Annotated in this window: 16 protein-coding genes; 13 read left to right on the plus strand and 3 right to left on the minus strand. The window is 70.0% G+C overall.

Going from position 1 to position 22,643, the window contains the following annotated elements; genetic code table 11:
- Positions 1–204 precede the first annotated feature (204 nt).
- From ACH4S9_RS35070 to ACH4S9_RS35100, 7 genes are read left to right on the plus strand one after another with little or no spacing between them, the layout of a single operon-like run.
- Complete coding sequence (locus tag ACH4S9_RS35070; protein ID WP_398375595.1) at positions 205–2,478, plus strand: TOMM precursor leader peptide-binding protein; 2,274 nt, start codon at positions 205–207, stop codon at positions 2,476–2,478.
- 57 nt (positions 2,479–2,535) lie between these two features.
- On the plus strand, positions 2,536–4,002 hold the full coding sequence (locus ACH4S9_RS35075; protein WP_361192310.1) for a SagB family peptide dehydrogenase: 1,467 nt from the start codon (positions 2,536–2,538) through the stop codon (positions 4,000–4,002).
- Positions 3,986–4,801, plus strand: coding sequence for an HlyD family efflux transporter periplasmic adaptor subunit (locus tag ACH4S9_RS35080; RefSeq protein ID WP_311730507.1), 816 nt, complete (start codon positions 3,986–3,988; stop codon positions 4,799–4,801). Before ACH4S9_RS35075 ends, ACH4S9_RS35080 begins: the two co-directional genes overlap by 17 nt.
- Positions 4,798–7,098 carry an NHLP family bacteriocin export ABC transporter peptidase/permease/ATPase subunit gene (locus ACH4S9_RS35085; protein WP_385345882.1) on the plus strand — a complete coding sequence of 767 codons (2,301 nt, stop codon included), beginning with the start codon at positions 4,798–4,800 and terminating at the stop codon, positions 7,096–7,098. Before ACH4S9_RS35080 ends, ACH4S9_RS35085 begins: the two co-directional genes overlap by 4 nt.
- A 4-nt stretch (positions 7,099–7,102) precedes the next feature.
- Complete coding sequence (locus ACH4S9_RS35090; protein ID WP_398375598.1) at positions 7,103–10,222, plus strand: NHLP bacteriocin export ABC transporter permease/ATPase subunit; 3,120 nt, start codon at positions 7,103–7,105, stop codon at positions 10,220–10,222.
- 44 nt (positions 10,223–10,266) lie between these two features.
- Complete coding sequence (locus ACH4S9_RS35095) at positions 10,267–11,637, plus strand: cytochrome P450 (RefSeq protein WP_398375600.1); 1,371 nt, start codon at positions 10,267–10,269, stop codon at positions 11,635–11,637.
- Complete coding sequence (locus tag ACH4S9_RS35100) at positions 11,630–12,463, plus strand: class I SAM-dependent methyltransferase (RefSeq protein WP_385345876.1); 834 nt, start codon at positions 11,630–11,632, stop codon at positions 12,461–12,463. Before ACH4S9_RS35095 ends, ACH4S9_RS35100 begins: the two co-directional genes overlap by 8 nt.
- 37 nt (positions 12,464–12,500) lie before the next feature.
- On the opposite strand, the gene ACH4S9_RS35105 is transcribed toward ACH4S9_RS35100, so the two are convergent.
- Positions 12,501–15,299 carry an AAA family ATPase gene (locus tag ACH4S9_RS35105; RefSeq protein ID WP_398375602.1) on the minus strand — a complete coding sequence of 933 codons (2,799 nt, stop codon included), beginning with the start codon at positions 15,297–15,299 and terminating at the stop codon, positions 12,501–12,503.
- Positions 15,300–15,431: 132 nt separating this feature from the next.
- Entirely contained in the window at positions 15,432–15,647 is a 216-nt protein-coding gene (locus ACH4S9_RS35110; RefSeq protein ID WP_385345872.1) for a hypothetical protein, read from the minus strand.
- Between the two features lie 236 nt (positions 15,648–15,883).
- Between ACH4S9_RS35110 and ACH4S9_RS35115 the strand changes: the two genes are divergently transcribed.
- Positions 15,884–16,930 carry a LacI family DNA-binding transcriptional regulator gene (locus tag ACH4S9_RS35115; RefSeq protein ID WP_358847866.1) on the plus strand — a complete coding sequence of 349 codons (1,047 nt, stop codon included), beginning with the start codon at positions 15,884–15,886 and terminating at the stop codon, positions 16,928–16,930.
- 21 nt (positions 16,931–16,951) lie between these two features.
- On the opposite strand, the gene ACH4S9_RS35120 is transcribed toward ACH4S9_RS35115, so the two are convergent.
- Complete coding sequence (locus tag ACH4S9_RS35120) at positions 16,952–17,329, minus strand: DUF2255 family protein (RefSeq protein ID WP_385345870.1); 378 nt, start codon at positions 17,327–17,329, stop codon at positions 16,952–16,954.
- A gap of 365 nt (positions 17,330–17,694) precedes the next feature.
- On the opposite strand from ACH4S9_RS35120, the gene ACH4S9_RS35125 reads away from it, so the two are divergent.
- The 5 genes from ACH4S9_RS35125 to ACH4S9_RS35145 are packed head-to-tail and all read left to right on the plus strand — an operon-like array spanning position 17,695 to position 22,627.
- Positions 17,695–18,504 carry an SDR family NAD(P)-dependent oxidoreductase gene (locus tag ACH4S9_RS35125; RefSeq protein WP_398375605.1) on the plus strand — a complete coding sequence of 270 codons (810 nt, stop codon included), beginning with the start codon at positions 17,695–17,697 and terminating at the stop codon, positions 18,502–18,504.
- 34 nt (positions 18,505–18,538) lie between these two features.
- Positions 18,539–19,930 carry an MFS transporter gene (locus tag ACH4S9_RS35130; RefSeq protein ID WP_398375606.1) on the plus strand — a complete coding sequence of 464 codons (1,392 nt, stop codon included), beginning with the start codon at positions 18,539–18,541 and terminating at the stop codon, positions 19,928–19,930.
- A 49-nt stretch (positions 19,931–19,979) separates the two neighbouring features.
- The gene (locus ACH4S9_RS35135; protein WP_311730496.1) at positions 19,980–20,840 is read left to right on the plus strand and encodes an isocitrate lyase/PEP mutase family protein; all 861 of its coding nucleotides are present in this window, start codon (positions 19,980–19,982) and stop codon (positions 20,838–20,840) included.
- A gap of 8 nt (positions 20,841–20,848) precedes the next feature.
- A complete protein-coding gene (locus ACH4S9_RS35140; protein WP_398375608.1) occupies positions 20,849–21,850 on the plus strand; it encodes a C-terminal binding protein in 1,002 nt (333 codons plus the stop codon).
- A 48-nt stretch (positions 21,851–21,898) separates the two neighbouring features.
- Positions 21,899–22,627, plus strand: a complete 729-nt coding sequence (locus ACH4S9_RS35145; RefSeq protein ID WP_311730494.1) for a GntR family transcriptional regulator — start codon at positions 21,899–21,901, stop codon at positions 22,625–22,627.
- Positions 22,628–22,643: the final 16 nt, after the last annotated feature.

Raw genomic sequence — 22,643 nt, forward strand, 5'->3', positions numbered from 1 at the left:
ATGCCGTTGTTGCAGCTCAGGGCGGTCGGAAGTGTGTGGCCCGTAGGGGTAGGGGGAGGCCCCCTTATGGATAAGAAGGCCACCCGGCAGGTGCAGTCGAGGAGCGCCGAAAGAATAGCCGACGGTGGCTCTGAATTCCTTGCTTTACCTATCCCGGCGGGTAATAAAGTGTCGGACCACGTCGAGATGTTTTCGGAGGGCGCAGTGGATCTGCCTCGCTTCAAGGCACACCTTGTCCCGCAGGTCGTCAGCCCGGACCGGGTCTTCCTGGTGTCGGAGGAAGGCCACTATCTGGTCCAGGGAAAGGCGGTCGCCGAGGTGGTGCCCTTCCTGGACGGGACCCACGCGATCGCCGAGATAGCCCAGAAGCTCTCCGACCGGTTCACGCTGGGTGAAGTCGTCTTCGCCATCAGCAAGTTCCAGCGCTTCAACCACCTCGCCGAGGGTCCTGTCGGGACCGACCGTGCCTCGGTGGCCTTCTGGGAGGCCCAGGGCGTGGACGCCGCCGAGGCCACCCGGCGGCTGGACGAGGCCCAGGTGGAGATCACTTCGGTGGGTGCGGTGGACGAGGCGGAGGTGGTGGCCGCGCTGCGGACGACCGGCATCGAGGTGCGGCCGGTCACCGCCGCCGCAGCCGGTGCCTCCGCTCCGACCCTGGCCGTCGTGCTCGCCGACGACTACTGCAACCCCGAACTCGCCGCCGTCGACGCCCGCCTGCGCGGTGCCGGCATTCCCTGGCTGCTGGCCAAGCCCAACGGCGCCGATGTCTGGACCGGCCCCTACCTGGTGCCGGACGTCACCGGATGCTGGCAGTGCCTGGCCCAACGGCTGGAAGGCAATCGGCAGGTGGAGGCGTACCTCAAGCGCAAGCGGGGCGACGAAGCTCCGCTCCTCACCTCTCTGGCGGCATCCCCCTGGTCGGGGGGGCTTTCGGCACAGATGGTCGTCGGTGCCGTGGCCGGCATCATCGGGGCGGAGGCGGCCGACTACCGGGGAGTCCTGACCTCGGTGCATGTTCCGACCATGCGGACCGAACGCCACCAGCTGATCCGGCGGCCGCAGTGTCCCGGCTGTGGAGACCCCTCGGTCCTGCACGTCGCCCCCCGGATCGAACTGACCGAGCAGGCCGTGCGGTTCAGCGCGGACGGCGGGCACCGGACGATGCGCCCCGACGACACCTACAAGCGGCTGGAGAAGCACGTCAGCCGGCTGACCGGCGCCGTCAGCTCGCTGCGGCCGCTCAATGACGTCGACAACGGCGTCACCTACAGCTACTCGGCCGGTCACAACTTCGCGATGCCCGGCGACAATCTCGCCATGCTGCGCCGCAACCTGCGCGGCCAGAGCGGTGGCAAGGGCCGCACCGACATCCAGGCCCGGGTCAGCGGAATGTGCGAGGCCATCGAACGGTACTCGGGAGTATGGCGCAACGACCGCCCCACCCGCCGGGCCAGCTTCGACGCGCTCGGTTCCGACCTGGCGGTTCACGCCAACGAGCTGCTGCTGTACTCCGAGGCCCAGTACGCCGGCCGGGAGGAATGGAACCACAACGGCGCGGGCCGGCTGCACATCGTGCCGGATCCGTTCGACAGTGGCCGCGAGATCGACTGGACGGCGGCGTGGTCGCTGACGCACGACCGGGAGCGACTGGTGCCGGCGGCATACGCCTGGTTCGGCCACCCCGACCTGGAGGACAACTTCTACTGTTTCAGCGACGGCAACGGCAACGCAGCCGGGAACACCCTCGAAGAGGCGATCCTCCAGGCGTTCTGTGAACTCTGCGAGCGCGACGCGGTCGGTCTGTGGTGGTACAACCGCGCGCTCCGGCCCGGCTTCGATCTCGACAGCCTGCACGAGCCGTACATCGACACCCTTCGCGAGTTCTACGCCGGCATGAACCGCAGCCTGGAGGTGGTGGACATCACCACCGACCTGGGCATCCCCACCTTCGCCGCGGTCTCGCGCCGGGTCGACCACCCGGTGGAGGACGTGTTGCTGGGATTCGGGGCGCACCTTGACGTGCGGATCGCCGTCCTGCGGGCCCTGACCGAGGTCAACCAGTTCCTGCCGGCAGTGATCAACCGCAAGGCGGACGGGTCCACCGACTACTGGGAGGACGACCCGGACACGCTCGCGTGGCTACAGCAGGTGACGGTTGCCCAGGACCCCTGGGTCGTTCCGTCCGCGAACCTCCCCACCACCTCGGCCGGCAGCTACTCCGGCCTGTTCTCCGGTGACCTGGCCAAGGACATCCGTAACGGTGTCGAGCGGGTGGGCAAGGCGGGCCTCGAAGTGATCGTCCTCGACCAGAGCCTGCCCGACCTGGAGCTGAAGGTCGCCAAGGTCATGGTCCCGGGCATGCGCCACTTCTGGCGCCGGCTGGGTCCGGGCCGACTCTACGCCGTACCGGTGGAACTGGGCTGGCTGTCCGCGGCAACCGCCGAGGACCGGATGAACCCGCGAAGCGTCTTCTTCTGATCGTCCGCCCTTGCCCCGTGACAGGGCTTTCCCCACCGCAGTCTCCCAGGAGATGACATGACTGGTCCCGATCCCTACGGCGCCATCAGCAACCCCCCACCCGCTCCCGGTCCGGTGCGTGTCGGTGAACTCCTGCGGCTTCACCCAGGCGCTCGGATCGTCACCGTCCCCAGCGGCGCGACCCAGATCTTCATCGGGCAGCGCGGTACCTCGCTGGGTGCTCTGACACCCGGACTGGCGGCGGTCATGGAACTGCTCGCCGCCGGACAGGCCGGCAGTGACGAGCTGCTGGACGTCGTCCAGAGCCACGAGGGCGAGCTCGGCATGCTCAAGATACCCAAGCTGCTGCGGAGGCTGAGGGCGGGCGGCTGGCTCTCCGCCACCCTGGAGGTCGCGGGATCGCCCGTGCTGACTTTCCGTCCGCTCGGCCCCGCCGTTCCGCCCGTTCTCAGGCATGACGGCGACCCGGCCGAGCTGCGGATGTCCCGCTTCGCCGTGCTGCGCGCCGACGGCACGGGCATGGTGCTGGAGTCGCCGCTGGCGCACGTCGCCGCCGAACTGCACGATCCGGCGCTCGTCGGCCTGCTGGCCTCGCTGCCCACACAGCAGGGTCCGGGGCCGGCTCCCCGTGACCCTGCGGTCCCCGCGCTGCTGAGCGCCCTGGCCCGGCACGGCTTTCTGGTTCCGCGGACCGGCGCCGCCGAGGAAGGCTTCCGCTTCGCGCAGTGGTCGCCGCACGAGCTGTGGTTCCACAGCCGTACTCGCGTCGGACGCCATGACCTGCCGTACGGCGGCACGTACTGGGCCAAGGGCTTCGCCGAGCCGCTGCCCTCGGTCCGGCCGCCCTTCGACGGCCGCTCGGTGGAGCTGCCCCGGGCGGACCTGGAGGCGCTGCGCGCGAGCGACCGGACCCTCACCGAGGTACTGGAGGACCGGCAGTCGCTCCGGCTGCACGACAGCTCGGCGCCGCTCACGGCCGAGCAGCTGGGCGAGTTCCTGTACCGGAGCGCACGAAACCGGGGCACGTACGACGACGGATCGCAGGAACTGGGCGACCGGCCCTACCCGTCCGGCGGCCGGGCGTACGAACTGGAGATCTATCCGCTGATCCACCAGGTGGACGGTGTGGCACCGGGCCTCTACCACTACGACCCCGAGGAACACCGGCTGGAACTGGTCGCCGAGCCCGGGCCGGCGCTGACCCGCCTTGCCGACATGTCCCGCGCGACCGCGCAGATGTCCTCACCGCCGCAGGTGACGCTGCTGATCACGGCGCGCTTCGGGAGGGTGATGTGGAAGTACTCCTCGATGGGTTACGCCCTGGTGCTCAAACACGTGGGGGTGCTCTACCAGGTGATGTACAGCGTCGCCACCGCAATGGGGCTCGCGGGCTGCGGGCTCGGCGGCGGTGACTCCGACGCCTTCGCCGTCGCCTCCGGGGTGCCCTGGGAGAGCGAGTCGACCGTCGGCGAGTTCCTGCTCGGAAGCCGTGGAAAGGAGGGCAGCGATGGAGTTCCGGCGTAAGGCACTGGAGAACCTGCGCCAACCCGATGACCTGGACAGCCCCGTGCGCCTGACCCGGCCGCGTGCCTGGGCGGTGCTGGCAGTCGTGGGGGCGATCATCGCGGGCGGCCTGGTGTGGTCTTTCCAGGGCGAACTGGCCCGCAGCGTAGACGTGCCGGGCATCCTCACCCATCCTCTGGGGGTTTCCAAGGTCGAAAGTCCGCAGAGCGGGACGGTGTCGAACGTCCTCGTCGAGACCGGGAAGGTGGTGACCAAGGGCGATCGGGTGCTGACCGTGGTCGACGCCGAAGGAGCCACCAAGACCGTCCGGGCCCCCTTCTCCGGCCGCGCGATCGCCTTGCTGGTCGGCAACGGGCAGTACGTCACCGCGGGCGCGACGTTCATGACGGTGGAGCGCACCGACGGTGAGAACGACCGCCTGGTGGCTGTCCTGTTCGCCCCCGCGGACAAGGCGGGCATGCTGAAGATCGGCGACAGGGTGGACATGGACGTGGCGTCGGCTCCCGCGCAGGCGTTCGGCCTGATGCGCGGTCGGGTCACCGCCATGGACCAGTTTCCCCAGACCGAGCAGCAGGTGCAGGACTTCCTGGGTGGGAACAAACTGCTGGCCACGCAACTCCTGGACCAAGGCGGTCCCATCCGGATCACCGTCGACCCGGATCGCGACACCCACAGGCCCAGCGGTTACCGCTGGACCACAGATTCCGGACCGCCGTTCCGCATCAACTCGTGGACCCAGGTCAAAGGCATCGGCCGACTGCCCGGTGAGCGTCCTATTGATTGGCTGCTGCCGCGATGACGACTCGATCCGTTCCCCCACCGCACACGCCGGGCCGGAAGGCCGACCCGAAGGCGGCGAGCGGACAGCCGCGCCGCGGGAACCGAAGCGGCCGGCGCCGGCGCGAGGGTCGCTCCAGAAAGCGGATGCGCGTCAATACCCCGACCGTGATCCAACTGGAGGCGGTCGAGTGCGGCGCGGCCTCACTGAGCATGGTGCTGGGTCACTTCGGGCGTTTCGTCCCGCTGGAAGAGCTGCGGACCGCCTGCGGCGTCTCCCGTGACGGGGCCAAGGCCTCAAACCTGCTGCGAGCGGCCAGAAGTTACGGTCTGCTGGCCGGCGGACGGCAGATGGAGGTGGAAAAACTCCGCAAGCTGCGGCCGCCGACGATCCTGTTCTGGAACTTCAACCACTTCGTGGTCTACGAGGGCATGGGCACACGGCTCGGACGGCCGGTGGTCCACCTCAACGACCCGGCCTCCGGGAAGCGCACGGTCACCATGGAGGAGTTCGACAACAGCTTCACCGGCGTCGTACTCACCTTCGAGCGCGGGCCGGACTTCGAGCGCGGCGGACGCCCCCCGCGCGTCCTCTCGGACTTGTACGCCCGCTACAGCAGCAACGGTGGGGCACTGCTGCTCGCGCTCCTGGCCAGCATCCTGCTGATCGTCCCCGGCGTGGCGGTTCCCGCGTTCACCCGGGCCTTCATCGACCGGGTACTGAACAACGGCGATCACTCCTTCATCACACCGCTGCTCGGGGCGATGGGCGTGGTCGCAGGGCTGACCCTAGTGCTGACCCTGCTCCAGCAGGCACATCTCCTACGGGTGGAGTCGTCGACGGCGATCCGAAGTTCGGCCCGCGTCGTCCGGCACCTGCTGCGCCTGCCGGTGGTCTTCTTCACCCAGCGCAACCCGGCGGAGATCTCCCAGCGGGTCACCTCCAACGACAGAGTCGCCGAGATCCTTTCCCGGGACGTGGCGACCGCGGCGGTCAGCGCGCTGCTCGTGGTCTTCTACGCGATCCTGCTGTGGACCTACGATCCCGAGTTGACCGTGATCGGCGTCGGTGTGGCCCTGCTGAACATCGTGGTGCTGCGCCTGGTGTCACGGCTCCGCAGCGACGCGGTGACCAAACTACGGGCGGACCGGGCGCGGCTGACAGCGGCGTCGTTCAACGGCCTCCAGCTCATCGAGACGATGAAGGCGTCAGGTACCGAGAACGACTACTTCGGGCGCTGGGCGGGCTTCCAGGCCAAGGTGGTGTCGGGATCGCAGGTCCTCGGCGCTCCCACCGCGCTGCTCGCCGTCGTACCACCGCTCCTGGCGGCGGTGGACAGCGGCTGCATTCTGCTGATCGGCGGTCTCAAGGCGATCGACGGGGCCATCTCCATCGGTCTGCTGGTCGCCTTCCAGACGCTGGTGACGAACTTCACCCGTCCGGTCTCCCAGTTGACCAACCTGGGGCCGCGGGTGCAGGACGTGGCCGCCGACATCAACCGGCTCAAGGACATCGAACGGTTCCCGCTGGCCACCGCCTTCGGCGACCCGGCGCCACCCACCCCCAACCCGCCGTCTCCGGCCTCACGTCGGCCCACCAGCGTGGCGAGCGTGGAACTGCGCGGTGTCACCTTCGGATACAGCCCGTTGGGGGATCCGCTGCTGCGCGACTTCGACCTGACCGTGAGGCCCGGACAGCGCGTGGCGCTGGTGGGCGGCTCGGGGAGCGGAAAGTCCACGGTGAGCCGGCTCATCGCCGGCCTGTACGAGCCATGGTCCGGTCAGATCCTCTTCGACGGCCGGGAACGCCGGGACTACGCCCGCGACACCCTTGGCGGCGCGGTGTCCTTCGTCGACCAGGACATCTTCCTCTTCGAGGGAACGGTCCGGGAGAACGTCACCTTGTGGGACACCTCCATCCCCGACGACAGGATCGTCGCCGCTCTGCGTGCCGCGGCCGTCTACGACGTCGTGGCCTCCCGGCCGGGGACCCTCGGCAGCTTCGTCGCCGAGGGCGGCTCCAACTTCTCGGGAGGCCAGCGGCAGCGTCTGGAGATCGCCCGCGCGCTGGTTCGCGGGCCCAGCGTCATGGTGCTCGACGAGGCCACGAGCGCCCTGGACGCGGAGACCGAGAAGCGCATCGACGACAACCTCCGCCGGCTCGGCTGCGCTTGCGTGATCATCGCCCACCGGCTGTCGACGATCCGGGACAGCGACGAGATCCTCGTACTGGATCACGGCCGGGTCGTACAGCGCGGCACACACCACACCCTTGTCGGGGCAGAGGGACTGTACGCCGACTTGATCCGGGAGCAGTGAGGCAGTGACCACATCCCACTTCCCGATCTGGTCCGGCTCGGAAGCGATGGATTTCTCCGAGCTCGCCGGGATCCTCGGTGCTCGGAGAGAAGGCGTCTTCGCGCTGGACGACCCCGGGCGGCTGTCGTTCGTCACCGAGGGCATGCTGGACCTCTTCGCCGTCAGCGAGGAGGACAGCGGACGCTGGACCTTCTTGTGCCGCGTCGGGACCGGCACCGTACTGTGCGGCGGCCGGTCGGACGGGCCGATCCTGGTCGGCAAACCGCTGCCCGGCGGAGCCGTGCGCGACTGCACGCTGGTCGACGCGCTCTCCGCCGCGCGCAGGCCGGGAAGCCGGCTGGCGGCGCAACTGGCGGCCGGACTGGACGCCGGGTTCGTGGCACTGGCCGACGCCGTGCGGACCGAGTTGCCGCCGCGGGAATTCGTCCCGCTGGAAACGGACAGCGCCGACGGAGTGTCCCGACCTTCGCGCCGCACCCGGCTGCCGGCCGGGTCCATGGCACGCTCGGTCGACGGCGCGGTCTGGATCCAGGTGCTCCAGGGTTCCGTCGGACTGGCGCTGACCGACGTCAACGAGGCCGATGCACGCTCCCGGCCCGCTTCCACCAAGCCATCCCTACCGCCGCCACCACCGCCCCCACCGCCCGTGCCATCCCCGCCGTCCCCGCCGTCCACCTCCGACCCGTTCGCCACATTGGGCTGGCCCGGCCGGGGCATCACGAAACGGTTCCTGGTCACCGAGGCGGACTGGGTGCGCTCCCCGCAGGGCGCGGTGGTGGGCGTACTGCGCACCGCGGAGGTCATGGCCGACCCGGGCTTCGCCCACGAAGTCCTGTCCCAGCAGCGACTTCTCATGCGACGGCTGACCGATCGGATGATCAGCCGGCGGTCCACGGCCCGCCACGAGATGAGGCAGCGCCGGAAACTGGACGCCGATACGCTGCAGCGCTCCTCACGCGCTCTGGCAGCTGTGCTCGACCCGTTCGGGTCGTCGGGGGACGGCGACTTCGACCCGTCCGACCAGGACGCCTATCTGGCGGTGGCCCGCATCGTCGGGCAGGCCTCGGGCGTCGAAATCACCCGCGCCTCCACTTCGGAGGCATCCGACGCGCGGCTGGGCCCCGTGGAGCGGATCGCGGTGTCCTCACGTTTCCGAACCCGGCAGATCCGTCTGGACGGCAGATGGTGGCGAACGGACCTGGGGCCGCTGTTCGCCCACCTCGGTCCGGATACCACCGAAGGACCGGGGGGCCCGTCGGACGACACCGTCACCAAGCGCACTCCGGTGGCGCTGATCTGGCGGCGGGGCCGGTACGAGGCCCGGGAGCCCGGCGGCAATGGCGTGAGGGTCGGCCGTGCCTACGCCGCACGGCTGGAGAACACCGCGTGGATGTTCTACCCACCGCTGCCGGACGAACCCCTGAGCCGGGGCGCCCTGGTCCGTTTCGGTCTGCGCGGCAGCGCGCGGGACGCGGGGGTGATGGTCGGACTCGGGCTGGCCGCGGCACTGCTGGGACTGCTGGTTCCGGTGCTCACCGGCAAAGTGCTCGGCGTCCTGGTGCCCCGTGCCGATCGGGGGCCCGTGACGCAGGTGTGCGTGGTTCTGTTCACCGCGGCCCTGTTCTCGGCGGTCTTGTCGGCGGTCCAGAACCTGTCGCTGCTGCGGTTGGAAGGGCGCTTCGAGGGGCGGGCGCAAGCCGCGGTGTGGGACCGGCTCCTGCGGCTTCCCACCGCGTTCTTCACCAAGGTCTCCACCGGAGAGCTGAGCAATTCCGCGATGGGCGTGAGCACCATCCGGGATGTGCTGTCCGGCATCACCAACCAGGTGGTGCTGGGCTGCCTGCTGTTCGTCACCAACCTGAGTCTGCTGTTCTTCTACAGCGTCCCACTGGCCTTGATGGCGCTGGCCCTGGCACTCGCCGGCGGCGGGGTCTGCCTGGCCGCGGGAATCAAACAGACCAAATGGCAGCAGCGGCTGACCGAGCATGATCACAAACTGGCCGGAACCCTCTTCCAGATGCTCGGCGGTCTGTCCAAGCTGCGCGTCGCCGTGGCGGAGGACCGGGCGTACTCCCACTGGGCCCTGGGATTCGCCCAGTCCCGGAGGCTGTCGTCCCGCGCACGCCGCTTGCAGAACGTGGTCACGGTCTTCAACTCCGGGTACCTGCTCTTGTGTTCGCTGCTGCTGTTCGCGCTCGTCGGCGGCCCGGCGAGTCACCAGCTCTCCGTCAGCGACTTCCTGACGTTCAACAGTGCCTACGGCATGATGCTGGCGGCCTGTGTACAGGTCACCGGGAGCGTCACCATGGCGTCAGCCGTGATACCGCTCTTCGACGGCCTGCAACCGGTGATCTCCGAGGTGCCGGAGGTGTCGGCCGCCAAGGAGTCGCCCGGCGACCTGTACGGCGAGATCGAGGTCACCAACGTCAGTTTCCGCTATCACGACGACCAGCCGCCGGTGCTGCACGATGTCAGCTTCCAGGCGCGGCCCGGAGAGTTCGTCGCCATCGTGGGTCCGACGGGGTGCGGGAAGTCGACGCTGCTCAGGCTGCTCATCGGTTTCGACGAGCCCACCACCGGAGCGGTCCTGTACGACGGCATGGACCTGTCGTCGCTCGACGTGACGGCCGTCCGCCGACAGTGCGGTGTCGTGCTCCAGAACGGAAACCTGTTCGCCGGCAGCGTCCTGTCCAACATCTGCGGCATGGGCAACTACTCGCTCGACGAAGCGTGGGAGGCCGCCGAGATGGCCGGACTCGACGAAGATCTCGGACGGATGCCGATGGGCATGCATACCGTCCTTTCCGAAGGGGCGACGACGCTGTCGGCCGGCCAGCGACAGCGGCTCATGATCGCCCGGGCGCTGATCGGCCGGCCCCGCATCCTCTTCTTCGACGAGGCCACCAGCGCGCTGGACAACCGCACCCAGGAGATCGTCACGCAGAGCATGCGGCGGCTGAACGCGAGCCGCGTCGTGATCGCCCACCGGCTGTCGACGGTGATGCGGGCCGACCGGGTGCTGGTTCTGGACGCCGGCCGGCTCGTGCAGGCCGGCAGCCCGGACGAACTGCTGAAGGACAAGGGCGGCATGTTCTACCGCCTCGTCCAGCGGCAGATGTCCTGATCCACTGCTGCCCCGCGGCCCGCCCGTTCCGAAGGAGACTCGTCATGCCCCGCCCCTCCATGTCCGACGCCATCCCGACGGCCGGCTCCGACGACCGCCCCCCAGGGCCGGCGGAGGACCTGGAACTGGCCGGCATACGCGCGGATCCGCTCACCTTTCTCCAGGACCTGGTCAACGAATATGGCGACCTCTGTAGCCATCGCACCCGCGGCCAGACTGTGTGGTTCGCCAATACGCCGGAATTGGCCCGGCACATCCTGAAGGACAACTACACCAACTACACCAAGGCCGGGACGCCGGACGACTTCATGCTGACCCCTCTGCTCGGAAAGGGGCTGCTCACCAGCAACGGCGCGCAGTGGGAACGGCAGCGGCGGCTGTGCGCGCCGTCCTTCCGGCGCGTGGCGGTCGAGTCGTTCGACGGCTTGATGGTCGAGGCGGCTCTCGACCTGGCCACTGCCTGGGGCGGGGCGGCCGACCGGGGCGATGCCGTCCGGGTGGACCACGACTTCACGGCACTCACCCTGCGGGTGGTGGCCTCCGCGCTGCTCGGCTCCGAACTGACGGCGGGCGGCCGCGGTTTCGGGCAGGCGGTCGACGACATCAACCGGTTCATCGGGCACTTCGACGGGACCCCGCCCGAGGACGAGGACTTCCGGGCCCGGCTCCGGGCGTACTCGGGCGCGAAGAGCTTCCTGGACAGGGTGGTCGGCACCATGATCGGGGCCCGGCGGCTGACCGGCCCCCATGGGCACCCCGGGGACCTGCTGGACGCGATGCTGGGCGCCCGGGACGAGCACGGCGACGCCCTCTCCGACCAGGAGTTGCACGACCAGGTCCTGACCATGGTCATGGCGGGTCACGAGACCACCGCGAAGGCCCTCAGCTGGACGCTCCACCTGCTCGACCGCTACCCCGAGCACGCAGGGCGGGTTCGTGCCGAGATCGACCGGGTCGTGGGTGCCCGGCTGCCGACCGCCGCGGACCTGCCCGATCTGGTCTACACCAGGCAGTGTCTCGACGAGGCCATCCGCCTGTTCCCGCCGGTGTGGCTGATCTCCCGGCTCGCAGTGCACGACGACCTCCTCGGCGGGCTCCGAATCCCCGCCGGCACGCTGGTGTGCATCAGCCCCTGGACGCTGCACCGGCATCCGGAGTACTGGGAGGCGCCCGAGGAGTACCGGCCCGAGCGCCGGCACAGCCGAGCGGGCCACTCGTACCTGCCATTCGGCGGTGGCCCCCGGGTCTGCATCGGGCAGGCCTTCGCCACGACGGAGGCGATGCTCGTCCTCACGGTCGTCCTGCAGCGGCTCCGGCTGACCCGGGCACCCGGCACCACGGTCGTCCCCGAGGCGCTGGTCACCTTGCGTCCGCGTGACGGTCTGCTGATGCAGGTGGAGCGGTGCCATGGGTGAGGCGGGACAGCCGGTGACGCCAGGCGCTCGCAGCTACCGCCCCGAAAGGGAACTGGGCGGATTCGAGCAGGAGGTTGAGCGCTTGGACCGCCAGGCCGCGCTGACCTGGGATCACGAGTGGCGAATCCTCGAGCCCCTGGCGCCCCCCGGCGGTGGGGCGGTGCTGGACGCAGGCTGCGGAAACGGCGCGGTGACCGCCGAACTGAGCGCCGCGCTGCCGGGATCCCGAGTCGTCGGTCTTGACGTGCACCCCGGACTCCTGGACCGGGCGCGCGCTCGCGGGGCAGCCGGAGCGGGACCGGAGCTGTTCCTGGGCGACATCGGCGACACGCCTTTCGCGGATGCGACGTTCGACCTGGTGCTGTCGCGGTACGTCTTCCAGCACCTGCGGGAGCCGGTCGCCGCGGCACGGGAGCTGCGCCGGGTCCTGCGGCCGGGCGGGCACCTTGCCGTGATCGACATCGATGCCGGGTTGTGGGGGGCGGCGGAGCCCGACCTGTCGGGTTTGTCCCAAGAGGCGTACCGTGCACTCGGTGCGGCGCAGTCCTCGGCCGGAGGGGACCGGCTGATCGCCCGGCGACTGCCCCGCGTGCTCAGGGACGCCGGCTACGCGGACGTGACCGTGCGACCGTTCGCCTACACCAGCGACGAAGTGGGGCTTGCGGCCCTGGCGCCGCAATTGTCCCCGGAGCGGCTGCTGCCGCTGGTCGAGCGGGGCGCGGTCAGTATGACGGCGTATCTCCGGGCGATGACCGCCTGGCAGAGCTTCGTGGCCGGTGACGGCTTCGTCCTGCTGCTGGGGTTCGCCGTGGTGGGGCGCCGGTAGGCCCGGAACCGCATGCCGTCAGGACCGGGTGCAGGCCTCAGCACTCGTGACGCAACACCGCGCCCAGGGCGTTGGGCAGGGCGTCCCGTCCAGGTATGGACAATTTGCTGTAGATATGGGTGAGATGGACCTCAACGGTGCGCGGGGTGATGTGCAGCAGATCGGCGATGCTCTTGTTGGTTCTCCCCCGGGCAGCGTGTATGGCGATGCGACGCTCGGCCGGGGTGAGGGCCGGGAGCCCGGACACCGGGATGCGCCGAAGCCGTCCCCCCGAGGCGAGCAGCGATTTGTGCGCCTCGGCGGTGAGCCACTGCGCGCCCGACTCCTCGGCGAGCAGCATTCCCCTGTGCAGCGCTTGCCGGGCATGTGCGAGAGAACCGTTGCGCCCCTGCGCCTGGCCCGCCGCGACGAGTGAAAGCGCCAGCTGGAGCCGGGCGTCGGTCTGCTCGAGCAGGCACACGGACTCGGTGAGCGCGCGCTCCGCCGCCGCCCCCGAGCTCACTTCCCCCAGCGAGCGCAACGACTGGCCGATGACCGCGGGATTGCCCCAGCGCCGGGCCAGTTCAACCTCCGTCTCCGCAAGCCGACGGGCCTCCGCGTCGTTTCCAAGCCGCTTCCACGCCAGCGCGGCGAAGCTGCGCCAGGCGCTCAGAGCGGGGTTGACGATCTCCAGGGCCTCCAGCCGGTGCCCGCACTCCATCAGGTCGGCGAGTGCGCCCCGGAGGTCACCCGAGTGCAGGCGGAACACACCCCGAATGCCCAGGGCGCTTGCGGGCAGGTCGTGGAGTCCTTGCAGGAGGCCGACGGACTCCTCGTAGTGCCCCATGGCCCCGCGCACCCTGGCGACCTCGGTCACCGCGACGGCATGGCAGCTCTTCACCTCATGATGGGCAGTGGTGAGGGTCAGCGCCCACTCGGCCTCGGTGAGCGCCAGGGGCAGATCTCCCATCCGCACCGCGATCTCGGCGCGCCGGCAATGAGCGATCACCCGGGGGAAGAGGGCGTCCTGGTCCAGCGCTCTGGTCAGCATGTGATCGGCCCAGCGCTGGGCCTCACGCAGATGCCCTGCCCACGTCAGTACGGTGATACATCGCAGCAGCAGCACCATCGAAGCGCTGTCAGCGGGCCGCTCGCCCGCCAGCGCCCGCTGCACCAGCTCAAGCGGGACGTCGCGGGGCTCGGACTTGCAGGCGAGATCGCCGGCGATGGCTGCCAGCAGCCCCCGCTCGCCGGGGGTGACGCCGAGTGTGTGGCTCGGGGCGGGACGGTCGAGCGCCTCCAGGGCCGGCGCCCTTCCCTCGGCAGGGACCGTACTGGTCAGGGACTGCAGGCTCAGACTCAGTTCCGTATCGGCGAGCTCGGCGAACGCCTTTTCGTCGACATGGGCGAGCACGGTGCGAGGAGGACGCAGAGCCGACTCGGCACTGCCCTGCCGCAGGACCCGTGCGTAGGCGCGTTCCACGATCGCCGCCGCCTGGCGCTCCGGATCGGAGAAGAGGCGGACCGCTTCGTCGAGATGGCGGTCGGCGGCCGCGGGCGCGAAGAGCACCTCGGCGCGGCCCAGCAGCCAGAGCACCTCAGCGCGTTCCTCCTCCGGAATCCAGTCCCGGAGCACACGCCACGCGTACTCGGCACATGTCTTGGGGTCGCCTGCCTTCAGGGCGTCATCCGCGGCATTCTTCAGGACACCGCACGCCCACGCGTCCTCGGCTACGTCGGCCTGCAACAGGTGCTCGGCGACCTGCGGCAGCGGCGCCCCCAGATCGTTCAGCCGCCGGGCGGCCCGCATGTGCAGCGCGCGCCGCGCATCGGCGGGCATGTCCCGGTGAATCAACTTCCTGAGCTCGGCATTGCTGAAGCGGTACCGCTCGGGGGTGCCCGTCGCACGAAAGACCCCCACCCGGGTCAGCTCCGCGGTGAGTCCCCAGATCGTGTCCCCGTACAGGTTGAGCATGTCTGCGATCACCGCGCAATCGCCTTCTTCGCCGAGCACCGCGGCGACCTCGGCGACCTCTTGGAGGTTGGCGGGCTGGCGCAGCAGTCGGTCGGCGGCGGCCTCGGCCTGGAGCCGTTCACCGCATCGCCGCACCCGCTCGACCTGTGACGCCCGAGGGGGCACGAATTCGGCGGTCAGGGACGCCAGCAGCTTCTCCAGGCGGGAGGGATGTCCGTGGGTGGCGTCGGCACAGGCCTGCACGAACTCGTTATCGCAGCCCTGCCCGGAATAGGCGGTCTCGACCACGTCGCGCACGCTGTGCGAGGAGAGCGGGCTGAGGGTGAGGGACTGGCATCGGTCGCACTTGGTCATGTCGTCGATCAGCGTGCGGTCGACCGGGGTTTCGTCCGTACGGTAAGCCAGGATCAGCAAGACCGGCAGGTTGTTCAGGTGGCGCATCAGAAAGCCGAAACAGCGCAGCGAGGTTTCGTCCATCCACTGGATGTGATCGACGATGACGACCAGCGGATGCCGGCGGGCGCCCTGCGTGAAGCCTTCCCACAGGGCTTCGAAGAGCTGATGGTCGAACGGGCCGGTGCCTTCGGGTATCCCGTTGAGCGGTTCCTCGCCCTCGATGCTTTCATCCCTGCCGGCGACCTTGAGCGAGGCGGCCCTGAGCCGGCGGACGACGGCGAACTGACGGTGAGCGTCCGAAGGAGAACACGACAGGCTCAGGATTACGCTGCCCAAGCGCCGCACGCGTTCGGCCACCTCGCCGAGTAGTGCGGAACAGTGCATTCCCGAGACGGACCGGACCAGGACGGCATTGCCCATGCCTGCTCTGGCACTGCGTGCGCGCGATAACAGGTCCGCGAGTTCCGACACACGTTCAGGCTGCACGCCCCCTCCTCGCCTCTGTTCCTTTCACGTCAAGAAAATGTCCGGCGCGGCCTTTGCCCCGCACCACGGCCGCCCGGTAGCCCACGCATACGTCGCGGGAAATTGCCTGACCACGGTCTCCTGCGGCACGCTTCAGCAGCGGTAGCCATTCGCGGTCACGGTCCGGTCTGAATAGATCTTGCACCGGCCGGGGCCGATCGAGGTGGCCCAGCGGTTCAGGGTGCCCGGGGCAACAGAAGAACAGCTCCAGGTGGCTTCATCATCACCGGTCGTTTCACCGGGATGGAGCAGCTGGTATGGCGATCGCTCACGCAACACACTTCTCCCCCGATTGATGATCTGCGCCATCGTATTGGTGACCCTTCACGTCAAGAAGCGCGAAATAGGCCATTTCGGTTGTGAGGTGGATGGGGTAATCGTCGTCTTTTCCAGTGATTCGTGGGAGGACGGTGTCCGGCGGTCCACCCCGGCTCGTCGCCATGCGTAGCCGGACCCTGGGCCGATGCCGTCCGATGGGCCGTCCGGCCGATCGGCGGGACAGAATGGCCGCGGACACGTACGAGGCGAAGAGAGCGGGGAGCGGGATGGCGGCGAAGGGGCGGGTCACGATCCGCGAGGTGGCGGAGCGGGCGGGCGTGTCCGTGGCCACGGTCTCGCGCGTGCTGAGCGGGAACTACCCGGTCCCGCCGGCCACCCGCACCCGGGTCCTGCGCGCGGCACGGGCCCTGGACTATGTCGCCAACGCCCACGCCCGGGCCCTGGTGGGCGGCGGCCGCAAGATGGTGGCCGTCGTGCTGCGCCAGGTCACCAGCCCCTTCTACGCACAGGTCGCCGAGGGCGTGGAGGCGGAGGCGGCCGGGCGCGGGTGGCTGTGCCTGGTGGGCACCACGGGCGGCGACCCGGAGCGCGAGCTGGAGTTCGTCCAGCTGATGCGGGAGGAGGGCGCCCGGCTGGTGATCCTGGTGGGCGGGGTGGTCGAGGACGACGCCTACCGCGAGCGGGTGACCCACTACGCGCAGGCCCTCGACGCCGCGGGGGCCCGGCTGGTGCTGTGCGGGCGGCCCGCGCCCGGCCCGGACATCCCCGCGCTCGTCGTGGAGTTCGACAACGAGGCCGGCGCCCATGCCATCACCGGACATCTGCTCTCCGCGGGCCACCGCCGGATCGTGTTCCTCGGCGGGCTGCCCGGCAACACGGCCCTCGACGCACGGGTCGCCGGCTACCGGGCCGCCCTCGCACAGCACGGGCTGCCGCCCGAGGCCGCACACGTCGTCGACTGCGGCCTGGGCCGCGCCGCCGGGCACCGCGCGATGGCCGAACTCCTCCGCGACGGGGCCGGGTTCACGGCCGTGTTCGCCGGGGACGACATGGTGGCCGCAGGGGCGCTGCGCGCCATCGCCGAGGCGGGGTTGCGGGTCCCCGACGACATCTCCGTCGTCGGCTACAACGACATCCCGCTCGCCGAGGACTTCAACCCCCCGCTGACCACCGTCCGCACCCCCGCCGAGGAACTCGGCCGCGCCGCCGTGCGCATCGCCCTGCGCGACCCCGAACACGCCGCGGGCGCCCACCATCTGCTCGGCACCCACATCGTGGTACGCGACAGCGTCGCCGCGCCGCGCGGCCACTGACACACCGACGGCGGGGTGTGATCAGCGTGGCATGAGCTTGAGCGTCGTGGCGCGCGCCGTGTCCGCCACCATGGGGGTGACATAGGTGGCGCTGTAGCGGCTGTACTTGGAGCGGTACGCGGCGTCGAGCCGGTCGTTGAGGCCGGGGTCGGTCTCCTCGGTGAGGGTGACGTCCTTGTCGACGCCGCCGGAGCGGATGTGGCCCGCGTGGCTGGACTGGGCAGCGCGGTACCAGGTGCCGCCGCTGCCCCGGTAGGAGCGGACGTAGAGGTCGTCACCGTCCCGGACGACCCAGATCGGCACCGCCGGGCGCGCTGTTCCGTCGCCCCGGAGCGGTGCCATCTGGAGTTCGTCCGACGTCTCGATCCTGCTGAGCTCGTCGTTCGTCCATGTCGTCATCGGCTCGTCTCCTTCGGGGTGCGCTTCGCGGTACGAGTGATGCGGCGGGCAGTGGTGGTCGGCGGCTGCTTCGGCAGTTCCATCATGCGTTCTTTCGTCGTGTCTTTCTCGCCGGGTTGCTCATCGGGCCGGGCCGCCCCGGACGCCGCTTGCTGAGTGGACGTCAGAACACCCCCGGTGCCACGGGTTTGAGCCTTCGCCGGGCCGTTCCGGACGCCCCATGGGCGGCTGGGCCCCCCGCCTGACCGGGGACGACTCCGAAATTATCTAGTACACAAGTCTTGTATCCCAGTTCTCGTTTCTCTAGTGTCCCAGCTCGAACGGCCCGGCTGACGCGGCCGGACACCTCGACGAAAGGGACGAGAGTGGCAGACCTCAGTGGTCTCTGTATCGCGGTCACCGGTGCCGGGCGCGGCATCGGACGGTCGATCGCACTGCGGCTCGCCTCGGCGGGCGCGCACCTGGCCGTCATCGACCGCGACGCCGCCCGCGCCGAAGCCGTACGCGCCGAAGTGGCCGCGCTCGGCCGGCCCGCGCTCGCCGTACCCGGCGATGTGACCCGCGCCGCCGACTGCGCCGAGATGGTCCGGCGCACCGCCGGCGGGCTCGGGCGGCTCGACGTCATGGTCTGCAACGCGGGAATCGTGCAGGTCAAGCCCTTCCCGGAGATCACCGAGGAGGACTGGGACGCCACCTTCGCGGTCAATGTGAAGGGGACCTTCCTGACCATGCAGGCCGCCGCCGCACGGATGCGCGCCCAGGAACCCCTGGCCGCCAACCGCCCCCGCGGCAAGATCATCACCATGTCGTCGATCGCCGGACGGTACGGCGCCGGCCCGATGGCCCCCCTCACCCCCCACTACCGCGCCAGCAAGGCGTCGGTCATCAGCCTCACCCAGACCGCGGCCTACGCGCTGGCCCCGGACATCACCGTCAACGCCATCTGCCCCGGCCTCGTCGAGACCGACATGTGGCGCCAGATCGACCAGGAGTGGGCCGCCGCCGAGGGCTGGAGCGAGGGCGAGGCGTGGAAGCGCCGTACCGCCGCCGTCCCCCTGGGCCGCCCGCAGACGCCGGATGACGTCGCGGGCCTCGCCCTCTACCTCTGCTCACCCGATTCCGACTACATGACCGGCCAGGCCGTCAATATCGACGGCGGCCTGATCATGAGCTGAGCCGCCCCTCATCCCCGCCAGATCGAGGAAGCACATGACACACGCACCAAGCGGGACCACCACCACGACGCTGGACGAGGCCGGGGCACGGGCAGCCGTCTCGCGCATCTCGTGGCGGATCCTTCCGCTCATCGCCGTCGGCTACGTCATCGCGTACATCGACCGCACCAACATCGGCTTCGCCCAGCTGGGCATGGGCGAGGATCTGGGCATCAAGGCCGCGGCATACGGCTTCGCCGCCTCGATCTTCTTCATCGCCTACTTCTTCTTCGAGGTGCCCAGCAATCTGCTGCTGCGCCGCTTCGGCGCCCGCGCCTGGCTCGCCCGCATCATGGCGACCTGGGGGATCATCACGGTGATCACCGGGTTCACCACCAACGTGCAGATGCTGTACGTGATGCGCTTTCTGCTCGGCGTCGCGGAGGCCGGTTTCTTCCCCGGCATCATCGTCTACCTGACCACCTGGTTCCGCTCCGGCGACCGGGCCGTCGCGCTCGGCTGGCTGGTGCTGGCCCAGCCCATCTCGTTCATCTTCGGCGGGCTCCTCGGCGGCCTGATCCTGGACCACACCGGCTGGCTCGGGCTGCCCGGCTGGCGCTGGCTGTTCATCCTGACCGGCGTGCCCGCGATCCTGATGGCCGTCGTGACCTTCGTCTTCCTCCCCAACTCCCCGGCGACCGCCCGCTGGCTCGACCTCGCCGACCGCGACTGGCTGAACACCTCGCTGGAGAGCGAGCAGGGCACCGGCCACGACGAGGGCGTACGGGCCCAGCTCACCGCCCTGAAGAACCGACGGGTGCTGCACCTGGCCGCCACCCATCTGGCGCTCGCCATCGGCACCTACGGGTTCAACCTCTTCCTGCCGCTGATCATCAAGCAGATCAACCCCGACTACTCGGCCACGAACATCGGCTTCGTCGCGGCCATCCCCTATATCTGCGCCGCGATCGCGCTGCTGATCAACGCGCGGCTGTCGAAGCGGGTCCGCGAGCGCAAGTACCTGGTCGCCGTGCCGCTCGCCCTCGCGGCGGTGGGCCTCGCCGGCGTGATCGCGCTGCGCGACCACCCCGGGCCCGCGGTGGTCGCGCTCGCGGTGACCGGGGTCGGGGCCTTCGCCTGGCTCCCGCCGTTCTGGTCGCTGACCACCGACAGCATCTCCAAGACCCATGTCGCCGTCGGCATCGCCACCATCAACTCCATCGGCAACCTCGGCGGGTTCATCGGCCCGTACCTCGTCGGCAAGGAGACCGACGGCTCCACCGTCACCGCGGGCCTGCTGATCCCCGTCGTGTCCCTGGTGGTCTCGACCGTGCTAATCCTCCTGTGGCGCAGCCCGGCCCGGCAGCCGGGCGCCGGAACCGAGGCGGGAGCCGAACCGGGAGCCGAGCCGGCGCCCGCGGCCGAAGCGCCCGCCACCACCCGCTGACACCCCCCGCCACCCACCCGCAACGTCCCGCAACACAAGGAGCCGACCGTTGTCAGCCGCCACGTCGCTCGCGTCCCTCCTGGACGGCCCCGGCATCGTCCTGGCCCCGGGCGCGCCCGACTCCGTCACGGCCCGCCTCGTCCAGGCCGCCGGGTTCCCGGCCGTCTACATGACGGGCTTCGGAGCCACGGCCAGCCGCCTGGGCACGCCCGACATCGGGCTGCTCAGCCAGACCGAGATGACCGAACACGCCCGCAACATGACCCGCGCGGTGTCCATCCCGGTCATCGCGGACGCCGACACCGGATACGGCGGCCCGTCCAACATCCACCGCACCGTACGGGAGTACATCCAGGCCGGGGTGGCGGCCATCCACCTCGAGGACCAGGTGGCCCCCAAGCGGTGCGGCCAGATGAGTGGCATCCGGCTGATGCCCGAGGACGAGAGCGCCGCCCGGCTCGCCTGCGCCGTCGATGCCCGTGGCGCGGACGACCTGCTCGTCATCGGACGCACCGACGCGCTCCCCGCCGCCGGGGTCGAGGAGGCGGTACGCCGCGCCCGCCGCTACCAGGACGCCGGCGCCGACCTGGTGTTCGTCGACGGCATCAAGCGGATCGAGGAGGTGGAGGCGGTCGCCAAGGCCATCGAGGGCCCCAAGGTGGTGTCCATCGTGGACGGTAACGAGACCACCCGGCTGACCGCCTCCGACCTGGCCGACATGGGCTTCTCGATGGTGTTCTACGCGGTCACGGCGCTGTTCACCGCCACCCGCGCGGTCGCCGACGCCCTGGACCACCTGCGGGCGGCCGGGACCCCCGCGGGCGGCCCGGCCCAGCACACCTACGCCGAGTTCAGCGACCTCGTCGATCTCGGCTTCCACCAGGACCTCGACCATCGCTACGGGAGCTGATCGCCGCCATGTTCACAGTGGTCGTCACCGACTACGAATTCGCCGACCTCGAGCCCGAGCGGCAGGTCCTGGAGGCGGCGGGGCTCACCCTCGTACCGGCCCAGGCCACCACTGAGGACGAGCTGATCGAGGTCTGCGCCGACGCCGACGCCGTCATCAACCAGTACGCCCCCGTCACGGCCAAGGTGATCAGGAGCCTCACCCGCTGCCGGGTGATCTCCCGCTACGGCATCGGGCTCAACACCATCGACGTCCCGGCCGCCACCAAGGCGGGCATCGCCGTCGCCAATGTGCCGGACGGCTCCCTGGAGGAGGTGTCCGACCACGCCGCGGCCCAGATCCTCACCCTCGCCCGGGGGCTGCACCGCTACGACGCCGCGATCCGCCGGGGCACCTGGGACTACACCGTGGCGGGGCCACTGCGGCGGCTGCGCGGGCGCACGCTCGGGCTGGTCGGGTTCGGCCGCATCCCGCGGCTGCTCGCCGAGAAGCTGGCCGGCTTCGGGATGGCGGTCCTCGCCCACGACCCGTTCGCCGACCCCTCCCACGCGGCGGCGCTCGGCGTCCGGCTGGTGGATCTGGACACCCTCTGCCGCGAGTCCGACGTGGTGTCCGTGCACGCCCCACTGACCGCGGAGACCGAAGGGATGATCGGGCGCGCGCAGTTCGCCGCCATGAAGCCCACCGCCTGCCTGGTGAACACGGCACGCGGACCGGTCGTGGACCAGGACGCGCTCATCGAGGTCCTGGAGACCGGGCGGATCGCGGGCGCCGGGCTGGACGTGTTCGCCGATGAACCCATCGGCCCCGACCACCCGTTGGCCCGCTGCGAGAACGTGGTCCTCTCCCCGCACACCGCCTGGTACTCGGAGGACTCCGAGATCGAGATCCGGACGAAGACGGCCCGCAACGTGGTGGACGTCGCCCAGGGGCGGCTGCCCACCTATCTCGTCAACCACGAGGTCAGCCCCGCCACGCCACTGGCCGGGCCGGATCCGGCGATACGGTAGCGTTTGGGAGATCTGCGGGACGGAGTTGCGGTGAGCGCTGGGAGGGGCATGGCACACACGACGAGCGGCAGAAAGTCCTCGTCGCTGGCCTCCGACGTGGCCCGGCGTCTCCGCGCGGCGATCGTGGACGGCGACTTCGACCTGGGCGAGGCACTCTCCGAGGACGGACTCGCCTCCGCCCTCGGAGTGAGCCGCACCCCGGTGCGCGAGGCGCTGCGGATGCTCCAGCTCCAGGGGCTGGTCGAGGTCGTGCCGAAGTCGGGCACGTATGTCTTCCAGCCCACCGAGGACGAGATCTTCGAGCTGTGCGAATACCGCACCACCCTGGAGGTCCGCGCCGCCCAGCTGGCCCTCGAACGCAACCCCGGGGCCGCCCTCGCCACCATGCGCACGGCCGTCGCCACCATGACCGAGGCCCTGGCGGACAACAACACCAAGGCCTACAACACCGCCGACACGGCCTTCCACGAGGCGTTCTTCGCCCAGTGCGGCAACCGCTATCTGAGCGACGCCTACCAGATGAGCCTGGCCCGTGTCTCGGCCCTCCGCGTCCACCTCACCTTTCTCGCCGCCACGGAACCCATGCGCTCCTTCGACGAGCACCAGCGGATCGTCGAGATCTTCGCCGCGGGCCGGACGGACGAGCTCGAGGAGATCCTGAAGTCACACATCATGCGGACGCGCGAGAACTATCTGAAGGCCCTGCGGGCCCGCGCCGCCCGCGGCGCCGAGTCCAAGACGCAGGGCCTGCGCCGCAAACTGGGCCTGTCCACCTGAGCTTTTCCGGCCAGGT

Source organism: Streptomyces sp. NPDC021225 (assembly GCF_044332865.1).
GTDB lineage: Bacteria > Actinomycetota > Actinomycetes > Streptomycetales > Streptomycetaceae > Streptomyces.

Coding starts and splice junctions, on each gene's coding strand:
- ACH4S9_RS35075 (WP_361192310.1), top strand. CDS start 2,536: ATGACTGGTCCCGATCCCTACGGCGCCATCAGCAACCCCCCACCCGCT.
- ACH4S9_RS35080 (WP_311730507.1), top strand. CDS start 3,986: ATGGAGTTCCGGCGTAAGGCACTGGAGAACCTGCGCCAACCCGATGAC.
- ACH4S9_RS35085 (WP_385345882.1), top strand. CDS start 4,798: ATGACGACTCGATCCGTTCCCCCACCGCACACGCCGGGCCGGAAGGCC.
- ACH4S9_RS35095 (WP_398375600.1), top strand. CDS start 10,267: ATGCCCCGCCCCTCCATGTCCGACGCCATCCCGACGGCCGGCTCCGAC.
- ACH4S9_RS35100 (WP_385345876.1), top strand. CDS start 11,630: ATGGGTGAGGCGGGACAGCCGGTGACGCCAGGCGCTCGCAGCTACCGC.
- ACH4S9_RS35110 (WP_385345872.1), bottom strand. CDS start 15,647: ATGGCGCAGATCATCAATCGGGGGAGAAGTGTGTTGCGTGAGCGATCG.
- ACH4S9_RS35115 (WP_358847866.1), top strand. CDS start 15,884: ATGGCGGCGAAGGGGCGGGTCACGATCCGCGAGGTGGCGGAGCGGGCG.
- ACH4S9_RS35120 (WP_385345870.1), bottom strand. CDS start 17,329: ATGACGACATGGACGAACGACGAGCTCAGCAGGATCGAGACGTCGGAC.
- ACH4S9_RS35130 (WP_398375606.1), top strand. CDS start 18,539: ATGACACACGCACCAAGCGGGACCACCACCACGACGCTGGACGAGGCC.
- ACH4S9_RS35140 (WP_398375608.1), top strand. CDS start 20,849: ATGTTCACAGTGGTCGTCACCGACTACGAATTCGCCGACCTCGAGCCC.
- ACH4S9_RS35145 (WP_311730494.1), top strand. CDS start 21,899: ATGGCACACACGACGAGCGGCAGAAAGTCCTCGTCGCTGGCCTCCGAC.